General features: G+C 55.3%; 10 protein-coding genes and 1 pseudogene. 9 read left to right on the top strand and 2 right to left on the bottom strand.

The window, feature by feature from the left end; all coding sequences use genetic code 11:
• The 3 genes from RTK32_RS12320 to mlaA form a co-directional block, all read left to right on the top strand.
• The coding region (locus RTK32_RS12320) for a cytochrome c-type biogenesis protein (RefSeq protein ID WP_312044330.1) at positions 1-280 on the top strand (280 nt) is incomplete at its 5' end.
• Positions 277-1,488, top strand: a complete 1,212-nt coding sequence (gene ccmI / locus RTK32_RS12325) for a c-type cytochrome biogenesis protein CcmI (protein WP_312044332.1) — start codon at positions 277-279, stop codon at positions 1,486-1,488. The genes RTK32_RS12320 and ccmI, both read left to right, overlap by 4 nt.
• Before the next feature lie 27 nt (positions 1,489-1,515).
• Positions 1,516-2,277 carry a phospholipid-binding lipoprotein MlaA gene (gene mlaA / locus RTK32_RS12330; protein ID WP_312044334.1) on the top strand — a complete coding sequence of 254 codons (762 nt, stop codon included), beginning with the start codon at positions 1,516-1,518 and terminating at the stop codon, positions 2,275-2,277.
• A 778-nt stretch (positions 2,278-3,055) separates the two neighbouring features.
• Here the strand turns inward: mlaA and fadL are convergent.
• On the bottom strand, positions 3,056-4,342 hold the full coding sequence (gene fadL, locus RTK32_RS12335; RefSeq protein ID WP_312044336.1) for a long-chain fatty acid transporter FadL: 1,287 nt from the start codon (positions 4,340-4,342) through the stop codon (positions 3,056-3,058).
• Between the two features lie 368 nt (positions 4,343-4,710).
• Here fadL and RTK32_RS12340 point away from each other — a divergent pair, with 368 nt between their 5' ends.
• The 4 genes from RTK32_RS12340 to sixA all read left to right on the top strand — a co-directional run bounded on the left by RTK32_RS12340 (position 4,711) and on the right by sixA (position 9,321).
• On the top strand, positions 4,711-5,007 hold the full coding sequence (locus RTK32_RS12340; RefSeq protein WP_312044338.1) for a YfcZ/YiiS family protein: 297 nt from the start codon (positions 4,711-4,713) through the stop codon (positions 5,005-5,007).
• A gap of 197 nt (positions 5,008-5,204) precedes the next feature.
• Positions 5,205-6,515, top strand: a complete 1,311-nt coding sequence (gene fadI / locus RTK32_RS12345) for an acetyl-CoA C-acyltransferase FadI (RefSeq protein ID WP_312044346.1) — start codon at positions 5,205-5,207, stop codon at positions 6,513-6,515.
• Positions 6,515-8,668, top strand: coding sequence for a fatty acid oxidation complex subunit alpha FadJ (gene fadJ, locus RTK32_RS12350; RefSeq protein ID WP_409451088.1), 2,154 nt, complete (start codon positions 6,515-6,517; stop codon positions 8,666-8,668). Before fadI ends, fadJ begins: the two co-directional genes overlap by 1 nt.
• A 170-nt stretch (positions 8,669-8,838) precedes the next feature.
• Positions 8,839-9,321, top strand: a complete 483-nt coding sequence (gene sixA, locus RTK32_RS12355) for a phosphohistidine phosphatase SixA (protein ID WP_312044340.1) — start codon at positions 8,839-8,841, stop codon at positions 9,319-9,321.
• A 93-nt stretch (positions 9,322-9,414) separates the two neighbouring features.
• Here sixA and smrB read toward each other — a convergent pair whose 3' ends face one another.
• Positions 9,415-9,966 (bottom strand): endonuclease SmrB, encoded by a 552-nt coding sequence (smrB, locus tag RTK32_RS12360; protein ID WP_312044342.1) that lies wholly within the window; start codon positions 9,964-9,966, stop codon positions 9,415-9,417.
• 172 nt (positions 9,967-10,138) lie between these two features.
• Between smrB and prmB the strand changes: the two genes are divergently transcribed.
• Positions 10,139-11,071: a 50S ribosomal protein L3 N(5)-glutamine methyltransferase gene (prmB, locus tag RTK32_RS12365; RefSeq protein WP_312044344.1), complete on the top strand. Its 933-nt coding sequence runs from the start codon at positions 10,139-10,141 to the stop codon at positions 11,069-11,071.
• Between the two features lie 138 nt (positions 11,072-11,209).
• Positions 11,210-11,299, top strand: a pseudogene (locus tag RTK32_RS12370) (chorismate synthase); the annotation flags it as partial.

Here is an 11,299-nt window from a genome sequence, read left to right on the forward strand (position 1 = left end):
GATTGCCGCCGATATGCGCCTCAAAGTGTATGAACTCTTGCAAAAGGGTGAGTCGCCAGAGCAGATCAAAGCCTGGATGGTCGCGCGTTACGGTAACTTTGTGACTTATGAGCCCCCCGTTATGGCCTCTACGCTGATCCTGTGGGCGGGGCCGGTACTGTTTGTGATAGCGGGCGCACTGGTAATGGTAATACGCAGCCGAAAACGCACCGGCTCCGGGCTGGATGCGGAGCAGCAGGCGCGGCTTGACGCGCTGTTAAATAACAGGAAGCAACTATGACTGGATTCTGGGTCACCGTTCTGACATTACTGGTGGCGAGCAGCGCGCTGCTGCTGGCCGCCGGAGGCCGCAAGCGCGCTTCGTTGGCAGCGGACCGCGATACACTGAACAAAAATTTTTATCACCAGCGCTTGCAGGAGCTGGAGCAGGACGAAGCGCAGGGCGTCATAGCAGAGCGCCCGGAGATGATCCGCGAGCTGCAGCAGACGCTACTGCTGGATATTCCTCAGGCGCCGCCTGTCCACGAGCGCACCCTCAGCCGTTGGGTGTTGTTGCCAGGCGTGCTGGTACTGATTATTGTCAGCCTGGGCCTCTATTTTAAAACCGGCGGTTTTGCTCAGGTAGTGGCGTGGCAGCAGGTGAACAACGAGCTGCCACGCCTGCGGGCGCAGCTAATGGATCCGCAGGCAAAACCACTGACTTTGGAGCAGCTTGCCAGGCTTGGGCTGGGTATCCGCACCTCGCTGCAGCAGGATCCGCGCAATACGGGCGACTGGCTGATGCTGGGCCGTATCGGCATGGTATTAAATAATGCTGCCACGGCAACTCAGGCTTTCCGTCGTGCTATGCAGCTTGCGCCAACGGATCCGGAAGTGAAATTAAGCTATGCCGATGCGCTGACGCGCTCGCAGGATCCGCAGGACAATCGGCAGGCAACGGCTATGCTCAATGACATGCTTAAAGGCGATGCGAATAATATTCGTCTGCTCAGCCTGTTGGCATTTAATGCTTTTAGCCAGCAGCGCTACACAGAGGCCATAGCAACCTGGCAAAAGATGTTACAATTGTTACCGGCCGACGATAAGCGAGGGGCGGCAATCCATCGCAGCATTGAGCAGGCTAAAACCGAGTCCGGCGGCCAAACCAGCCGCCTGGCACTGAGCGTGACGCTTGCCGCGGGTGCAGAACAGCATCTGCCCGAAAGCGGCGTGCTTTATATCGCCGTGACTGATGGCGTAACCCGGGTACCGGTAGCGGTAAAAAGAGTGCCATTGAGCCATTTTCCGCTGTCGCTCACGTTGGATGACAGCAACGCCATGATGCCAGAGCGTTTGCTCTCGGCGCAGCATCAGGTCCAGGTGCGTGTACGCATCTCGCAAGACGGCAGCGCTAATCCACAGAGCGGTGACTGGTTTGGTACCAGTGCGGTCACGCCTTTCGATGGTCACCAGCAGCTGGCCATTGAGATCAACCAACAGCAGCCGTAGCCGGCTTTATTAAACAGGGAGAGAAAGATGAACTACCGCGTGATGGGCGTGGCGTTTGCCAGCGTACTGCTGATTGGCTGCGCCAGCTCGCAGACGGCGGATGAACCCCAAGGGCGCGCCGATCCTCTGGAAGGGTTCAACCGCACGATGTTCGACTTTAATTACAACGTGCTGGATCCCTATGTGGTTCGCCCTGTCGCCGTTGCCTGGCGTGATTATGTCCCCATGCCCGCCCGCAGCGGCCTGAGTAATTTTCTCGGTAACCTGAGCGAGCCGTCTACCATGGTGAATTACTTTGTTGAGGGCAAGCCCTACAAAGCGATGATCCACTTTAACCGCTTCTTCCTGAATACTATTTTGGGACTAGGCGGCTTTATCGACGTGGCCGGCATGGCTAATCCTACGCTGGCAAAGGAAGAGCCTCGTCGTTTCGGCAGTACGTTAGGCAACTATGGCGTAGGCTATGGCCCCTACGTCGAGCTGCCAGGCTATGGTAGCTTTACACCACGTGAAGATGTAGGCGGCATGGTCGATGACCTGTATGCGCCGCTGAGTTGGCTGACGTGGTGGATGACCGCCGGTAAATGGGCGTTGGAAGGCGTGGAAACTCGCGCGCAGCTGCTGGATTCTGACGCTATTTTGCATAATACGAAAGATCCGTATGCTTTTGTCCGCGCCGCCTATTTCCAGCGCCATGATTTTCTTGCCAGTGACGGTAAGCTAATCCCGCAGGAGAACCCGAATGCCGCAGCCATCCAGGGCGATTTAAACGATATTGACGCTAATTAAGCGGGACAAACGCGAAAAAACACCGCTTCGGCGGTGTTTTTTTATAGCGCTATCGGCTTGCCTTCCCTGAAGGAACGTTTTTTTATACACGGCGTGAGAGAGAGCAGGGCACTATTGTTAGCCTTATGGCTAATCGCTCAGCCTGTTGTCTTGTTTGGCGTAGTGGTCGGAAGCTGAAAAACGTATTGGTTTTTTCTGTGCAAACTCTGCCGTGATGCGGCATCTTTGGCCTGCATCACTCTTTTACGCCTTCGCAAGGGAAAGACCAACAGCAGTGAGGTTTATAATAAACCTGCCCCGGGACAGGAAATAGCAGGTAGCCAGCAAAAAGAACAGTTGCGGCTATAGGGTGGGTTTTTAAAAAAGTAAAAATAGCGTTGGGCGTTTATTTAGAAGAATACGCACCTATATTCCTGGTGAACTAAATACCTCTGGACCACGTAGCAGCATCATGCCTTCCTGTGCTTTTGGGAAAAGCATTCCCGGTGAGCTAAAGCCCTGTGAAGAAAACGGGGTGCTCAGGCTAAACAAAACATCTTTTCTGAAAAATAGAATTAGCTGTTTTTCATCTGTTGGCCCGGCAAACCTAAAGCGGGATTGATTCACGCAGAAAGATGAATGATGGGAACGGATCAGGTGCAGGCCTGAGAAAGTATACACACCAAAAAATGCCTGAGACCAAGCCGTAGCGATGGCAATACAGTCAATTATTTCCTGCCAATAAACTTTATTAATCCGCGCCTCTGAAACGCTGAGGCGCGGAATATAACGTGACGAGTTAGAACTTATAGTTAAAGTTGGTGCCGTAAAGCCAGGCTTTGCCGGTGGAACGGAAGGTATAAGGACCTTCTTCTACCGTTACGTGCTGGCCATGCATATAAGACAGTCCTACATCCACAGAGGCATTCTGATTAAAGGCATAGGTCGCACCGGTACTTAACCACAGGCGATCCTGATCGGGGATAGAGATGGAGCGCTTGTCAGCAGGGACCGGACTGTCATCAAAGGCAATACCGGCACGAAACGTCCAGTTGTCATCATAGAAATAAGAGGTGCCCAGCGCGATGCGATAAGCGTCCTTGTAGCTCTCATCCTTATAAAACAGCCCCTGGCCGTTGCTGCCGGTGGCTTTCAGCTCCTGAAACTGACTCCAGCTGGTGTAGGTCAGGCTGTAGTGCACGGCCCACTGCGGGGCGACTTTATGGTAGCCCGAGACTTCCCACATTTCCGGCAGATTCAGCGTCAGTGCGCCAGGAATAGTTGCTCCGCCAGTACCGTAGGGCAGACCCAGATTACGTGCCTGATTAATCGGGTTGATATAGCCCGGAATACTGCTTTTATAGTCACCGTCGAAATCAACTTTCACTTCTGAACGATAGGTAAAGCCGAAGCGATTATCCTGATCCACTTCATACAGGATACCGGCATTCCAGCCATAGCCCCACTCATCGCCTTTGAGGTGCGTAATTTGCGTATCACTCGGAAAACCGAGCGCGCGGCCCGCTTCGCCTGCATAGCGTTCAATCTTCGCTCGGGCATAGACGGCGTCAAATCCGACGCCAAAACTAAAATGCTGGTTCAGACGATAAGCGGTACTTAAGTTAAAGTTAACGGTTTGCAGATCCGTTTTGCCGGCAAAAGGTCCGGCGGCATAGTCATTATTAAACTCCGTCGCCAGGCCGTAATTAGAGTTCGCAGACGCGCCCAGCCACCACTGGTCGTTTATCGGCTGCACATAATGAATATTGGGTACCCACTGGGTGGGGGCAATGTTATCGGCATTCAGGCTGCGGCCCGACAGGCTGCTGGTGCCGTCAATACTCACGCCCGGATCGATAAAGACCGCACCCACTGAAAACATTGGGCGATCCATCAATGCCATGGTGGCCGGGTTACGGCTGGCAGAAGCGGCGGTATCGCCCATAGCTCCCTCGCCAGAATAGGCACGGCCTAATCCGGCAGAGGAAAACTCATTAAGTTGAAAGCCGGCTGCAAAAGCATGGGAAGAAACAATGGCCACTGCGACTGCGAGAGCAGACTTCGCAAACAGGTTTTTATGGTTCATGACCACAACCTCTTTATCTGATTTTATTAATGCCGTTACGCAGGTAACGGCTGGACGCTACAGAGGGGCTGAAAGACGGCTAACTAATCAGACCAGTGGCCCCAGTATAGGTCTGGCCCCTGTAGTTGTTGCAATATTGTTTTATAAATATTTCTAAATTGATCAGCAAAAAGCGATCTGCTTAACAAAAACCTGCGAGTAATATCAGGCGGCGTTGAGTCTAGCCTGTTTTAGATCAAATTTATCCTCAATTTTCGGCACGTAATGACGCTTATTCACCGATTCACCGGACAGTAAAAAAGGGCAGGCGTACAATACAAGAAAATGACCTTAATTCCGCCCCGAGCGGTCGCCAACCGGAGGATCTTATGACCCACGCCATCAATAAATGTAGCGCCAACGAAACCGCCGCCTGTTGCTGTGTGGATGTCGGCACCATTATGGATAACACCGACTGCACCGCCAGCTGGCAGCACCTGTATGAAAATCGCCAACAGGCTGAAGCCGCGCTGCAGACACTTATCGAAAAAGCGCGCCAGATAGAATCCGAGCCCTGCGACATCGTTGGCCGTTTTGAAGAAAAACCGGACGGTGTGCAGCTGGATGCGGATTTTACCTTTAGTTGTCAGGCAGAAACCTTAATCTTCCAACTGGCTTTGCGCTAATTTTTCATCCCCACATCGCCGGGTCTCTCCGGCACCAGCAGCGGCAAGAAATGAGTGGGCTACGCCCGCTCATGGTTCCTGAATCCGTGGCTTCCCTCGCACTTTTCTTTTCCATATTATGCAAAATGTAAAAATCTGGTTAACAATAAACAGGTCTGACCTCTTTTGGCAGTGATGCCGTTGATTTTTACAGGTGAATAATGAAAGCGCTCCCTTTGCTGACGCGTCAGGGCCAACGTATAGCGATAACTCACGGTTTACGCACCCCTTTTGCCCGCCAGGCCACGGCGCTCCAGGCTATCCCGGCCATTGAGCTGGGCCGCATGGTGGTCAGTGAACTGCTGGTACGCAGTGATATGCCGCCTGAAGTGATAGAACAGCTGGTCTTTGGCCAGGTTATTCAGATGCCCGAGGCGCCTAATATTGCGCGCGAAATCGTCCTCGGTACCCGTTTAAGCGTACACACCGACGCCTACAGCGTGAGCCGTGCCTGCGCCACCAGTTTCCAGGCGGTCGCTAACGTGGCCGAAAGCCTGCTGGCAGGTACTATCCAGGCCGGCATCGCAGGCGGCGCCGACTCCGCTTCAGTACTGCCCATCGGCGTCAGCAAACAGCTGGGCCGCGTGCTGCTGGATCTCAGTAAAACCCGCTCCCTGCCGCAAAAACTACGGTTGCTTAGCCAGCTGCGTCCGCGGGATTTATTGCCCGTGCCGCCTGCCGTAGCGGAGTACTCTACCGGATTGCGCATGGGCGATACCGCCGAGCAAATGGCAAAGAGTTATAGCATCACGCGCGAGCAGCAGGACGCGTTGGCGCATCGTTCACATCTGCGTGCTGCCAAAGCGTGGGAAGAGCACAAGCTGGCGCAGGAAGTCATGACGGCCTATGTACCGCCCTGGCGTAACCCCTTACAGCAAGATAACAACGTGCGCCTCTCCTCTAACCTGAAAGATTACGGCAGGCTGCGTCCCGCTTTCGATCGTAAACACGGCACGGTAACCGCAGCCAACAGTACGCCGTTAACCGACGGTGCGGCGGCCGTAGTGCTGATGACGGAAGCGCGCGCCCGCGAGCTGGGTATTACGCCGTTAGGCTACCTGCGCAGCTACGCATTCACTGCTATTGGTGTCGAAAACGATATGCTGCTCGGCCCGGCCTGGGCTTCGCCGCTGGCGCTCGACAGAGCAGGCATCACCCTGCAAGATTTAAAGTTGATAGATATGCACGAAGCTTTTGCCGCTCAGACGCTGGCCAATCTGAAAATGTTTGCGGACGAGCGGTTTGCTCGTGAAGTGCTGAACCGACCTCATGCGCTGGGGGAAGTAGACGAAGACAAATTTAACGTGCTGGGCGGTTCCATCGCCTATGGACATCCTTTTGCTGCGACCGGCGCAAGAATGATTACCCAGACGCTGCACGAATTGCGGCGTCGCGGCGGTGGTTTGGGGTTGGTGACGGCTTGTGCCGCTGGCGGTCTTGGCGCGGCTATGGTTCTGGAGGCGGAATAATGACGGGATCCGCATTGACGTTCAGCCTGCGTGACGACAACGTGGGGCTTATCACTTTCGACGTGCCGGGCGAAAAGCTTAATACGCTGAAAGCGGAATTTGTCGGACAGATCAGAGAGGCAATAGCTCAGGCTCGCCGTCAGACAGCGCTGGTTGGGCTGATCTTTATCTCAGGCAAGCCCGACAGCTTTATTGCCGGCGCGGACATCACCATGATTGCCGCCTGCCGATCGGCGGAAGAGGCGGCAGCGCTGGCGCGGCAGGGACAAAAAGTGATGGCAGAGATAGCGGCACTGCCTTTTCCGGTGGTGGCCGCCATTCATGGCGCCTGCCTGGGCGGCGGGCTGGAGCTGGCACTGGCCTGTCATCAGCGGGTCTGCTCGCTGGATGAAAAAACGCGGCTGGGCCTGCCGGAAGTCCAGCTGGGTCTGCTGCCCGGTTCGGGCGGCACCCAGCGATTACCCAGACTGATTGGCGCTTCACATGCACTGGATTTGATACTGACCGGCAAGACGCTGCGCGCTAAGCAGGCTTTGAAACTGGGTCTGGTAGAAGAGGCCGTGCCGCACACTATTCTGCTGGAAACGGCGGTAGAGATGGTATGCAGAGGACGTCAACCGCGTCGGGTACTGCCAGTGAGCGAACGATTACTTAACGCGCCCGTGGGACGCGCCTTGCTCTTTAAGATGGCGACAAGGCGTGCGGAGGCGAAAACGCGCGGCAATTATCCTGCCACACGCAAGATCCTCTCGGTGGTGCGCACCGGCTTACAGCAGGGCCGCAGCGCGGGTTATGCCGCGGAGGCCAAAGCTTTCGGCGAGCTGGCGATGTCGCCGGAATCCATCGCGCTGCGAAGCCTGTTCTTTGCCACCACCGAAATAAAGAAAGAGAGTGGGGCGCAGGCGGCTCCCGGCGATCTGAAATCGGTTGCCGTGCTGGGCGGCGGGCTGATGGGCGGCGGGATAGCTTACGTTACTGCCTGCCGGGGAAACCTGCCGGTACGCATTAAAGATGTCCGGCCGGAAGGGGTCAACCATGCCCTGAAATACAGCTGGGATCTGATGGAGAAAAAGATTGCCCGTCGCCAGATGACGCCCGCTCAACGCCAGCAGCAAATGGCCCTGATGAGTGGGGGAGTGGATTATCAGGGATTCAGGCATCGCGACATGGTTATTGAGGCCGTATTTGAAGATCTTTTCCTGAAGCAGAAGATGGTGGCAGAGGTGGAAGCCAATGCGTCACCCGCTACTGTTTTCGCTTCTAACACTTCTTCGCTGCCGATTAGCGATATCGCCGCGCACGCCCGTCGCCCGGAAAATATTATTGGGCTGCATTATTTCAGCCCGGTCGACAAGATGCCGCTGGTAGAAGTTATCCCCCATGCGCTGACCAGCGAACAAACCATTGCCACCACGGTCAGGCTGGCGAAATTACAGGGGAAAACGCCAATAGTGGTAGCGGACAGCGCCGGTTTTTACGTTAACCGTATTCTGACGCCCTGCATTAACGAGGCACTGCGTTGCCTGCTGGAGGGCGAGCCGATCGAAAATATTGATGAAGCGCTGATGGACTTCGGCTTTCCTGTCGGGCCTGTTCAGCTATTGGATGAGGTGGGCATTGATACGGGCGCCCATATTCTGCCGGTACTGGCCGAGGCCTGGGGCGAGCGCTTTCAGGCGCCGCCTTCGCTGGAGGCTATCCTGAATGACAACCGTAAGGGTCGCAAAAATGGTCGGGGATTCTATCGCTATGGCAAAAAAACGGGCGGCAAGAAGCAACCGGACCCGACAATTTATAAATTATTGAACGTTCACCCCAAAGCGCATCTGGACAAAGACCTGATTGCGCGGCGCTGCGTGCTGATGTTGCTGAATGAGGCAGCAAGAGCCTTTGACGAAGGGGTCATTCGTTGCGCGCGTGATGGCGATATTGGTGCGGTTTTCGGTATTGGTTTTCCGCCCTTTTCAGGCGGGCCGTTTCGCTATATGGATGCGCTGGGGGCGGGACAAATAGTGGCGCAACTGGAGCAACTTTCCCGGACCTGCGGCCCGCGTTTTGCGCCCTGCGAACGGCTGCAAAAAATGGCGCAAACGGGAGAAACCTTTTACAAAACTACAGGTAAGACGAATAACCAGCACGTTTCAACGGGTTAGATCGGGCGCTATGAAACCAGGCTGCCAACGGCTTGTCAACCGTCGGTTATTTAGTAAACAATCGGTTGACTTGCCTTCTGGCATTAAGGTACAACACAGCGTTCATTCACAGAGTGAAGAGTCGGAAAACCTGATTTTCCGGCGTTTATGTTTAATAACAGCGGTGCAATATGCAAGTTTTCATTATGCGTCACGGCGATGCGGCATTGGATGCAGCCAGTGATGCGGTAAGGCCTTTGACCCACTGCGGCTGCGACGAGTCGCGGCAGATGGCAGGCTGGCTCAATGGTCAGAAAGTGGATATCGATCGGGTTCTGGTCAGTCCGTATTTGCGAGCCGAACAAACACTCTCTACGGTGCGTGAGGCGCTGATCCTGCCTGCGGAGCAGGAAGTGCTGCCGGAGCTGACGCCGGGTGGCGATCCCGCGCTGGTGGCCTGTTATCTTCAGGCACTGGCAAAAGAAGGCGTTAAAGCGGTGCTGGTGATTTCCCATCTGCCTTTAGTGGGTTACCTGGTGTCCGAGCTCTGCCCGCAGGAAACGCCGCCGATGTTTGCTACCTCGGCCATCGCCAGCGTCACGCTGAGCGATGAGGGGAGCTGTGGCAAGCTGGAATGGCAGGTCAGCCCACGAAGGCTGGCTAAAGCGATGTGATTTTGCCGGGCCGGTAAAGCCGGCCTGCTCCAGAGCAAGCGTCGCGCTTTTCCCGTCACGCGGCCAGCCCCGGTCCGATAGCGTGCGGCCTGATTAAGGCAGTTCCGGCGGCTGCCACTCTTCTACTTCAATCAGCACCAGCAAAGCGGCATCGCCGCCAAAGAGCCTGGGAGCCTGATGAAAAGCCATCACCATGGGATGCTGCGCCAGCCACAGGGGCGTTTGCTGTTTGAGCACGTGCTTGCCGTGACCATGCATCACGCTGGCGCAAAAGATATGCTCGCGACGGCAGGCAGCAATCAACGCGCCCAACTCCTCTTTTGCCTGTTTCTGCGTTAACCCGTGCAAATCCAGAAAAATTTCCGGCGTATAGTCGCCTCGCCTGAGCTTTTTCAGCTCGTAATGACTGACATCGCTTCTGACATAGCGCACCGGCCCTTCAGCGGATAACAGAGGTTGAAACTCGTCGGAAAAATAGTGGCTATTATCTATCTGTTCCGACAGCAGGCGCTTTTGCGGCACCTGAGACAGTTTTTTCCGCAGCGGTTTGTGGACAATCGTGTCCTGAGCCAGCCTGCGCGTGCCGGTCATTAGTCCACGGAACAACGCTTCATCTTCGGCGCTCAGGGGCTGTTTTTTACTCATCTGATCCTCAGGCGGCACGCGGCGGCAAGATTTTTAACAACAATCCCATCAGTTTACCCTGTCTACTCCCCGCAAATAAACAAATGTCAGTTTTTTCACGCCTGCGCGCTGGATTCTCGTCAGCTTCATGGCAAACTAGCTGCCGAGTTGAGTTTGGCCTGTGGAGGGCACTTTGGACAAAATTTTCGTTGATGAGGCAGTCAGTGAGCTGCATACCATCCAGGATATGCTGCGCTGGACGGTTAGTCGGTTTGCGGCCGCGGATATCTGGTACGGCCACGGCACCGATAATCCCTGGGACGAAGCCGTCCAGCTGGTGCTGCCTACGCTCTATCTGCCGCTGGATATTCCGGAAGATATGCGGACCGCGCGCCTGACTTCCAGTGAGCGTCACCGCATCGTCGAACGCGTTATTCGGCGCATCAACGAGCGCCTCCCCGTCGCCTATATGACTAATAAAGCCTGGTTCTGCGGCCACGAATTTTACGTGGATGAGCGCGTGCTGGTGCCGCGCTCGCCGGTAGGTGAACTGATTAACGACCGCTTTGCGGGGATTATTGCACACGAGCCTGGCCATATTCTGGATATGTGCACCGGCAGCGGCTGCATCGCTATTGCCTGCGCTTACGCCTTCCCCGAAGCAGAAGTGGATGCCGTAGACATCTCTATGGACGCCATAGCCGTGGCCGAGCAGAACATCGCCGCGCACGGTATGGACCATAATGTCACGCCGATCCGTTCCGATCTGTTCCGCGATTTGCCAAAGACGCCTTACGACCTGATCGTCACTAATCCGCCTTACGTGGATGAAGAGGATATGGGCGATCTGCCGGAAGAATATCAGCACGAGCCAGCACTGGGTCTGGCCGCGGGTCGCGACGGCCTGAAGCTGGCGCGTCGCATTTTGGCCTGTGCGCCGGACTATCTGAGCGAAGAGGGCGTGCTGGTCTGCGAAGTGGGTAACAGCATGGTACATATGATCGAACAGTACCCTGACGTGCCGTTCACCTGGCTGGAATTTGCCAACGGTGGTGACGGCGTATTTATGCTGACCCGCCAGCAAATTGTCGATGCGCAGGCGCATTTCGGCATCTATAAAGATTAAAAATATCACAGGCATCCCTGGCGCAGGCGGTTTTGTTCCGTCCTGCGCGCCGAAACCGTAGCCTTTACACGGATTTCGCGCGCTGGTCGGCACTGACGCGGCAAACGGGATGGCCTCCTGAAGAGTTCAGAGGACTTAATGGCTGGTAATACGATTGGACAGGTTTTCCGCGTCACCACCTTTGGTGAATCGCATGGACTGGCGCTGGGCTGCATTGTCGACGGCGTG

The organism is Erwinia sp., from assembly GCF_031978025.1.
Taxonomy (GTDB): Bacteria; Pseudomonadota; Gammaproteobacteria; order Enterobacterales; family Enterobacteriaceae; genus Erwinia.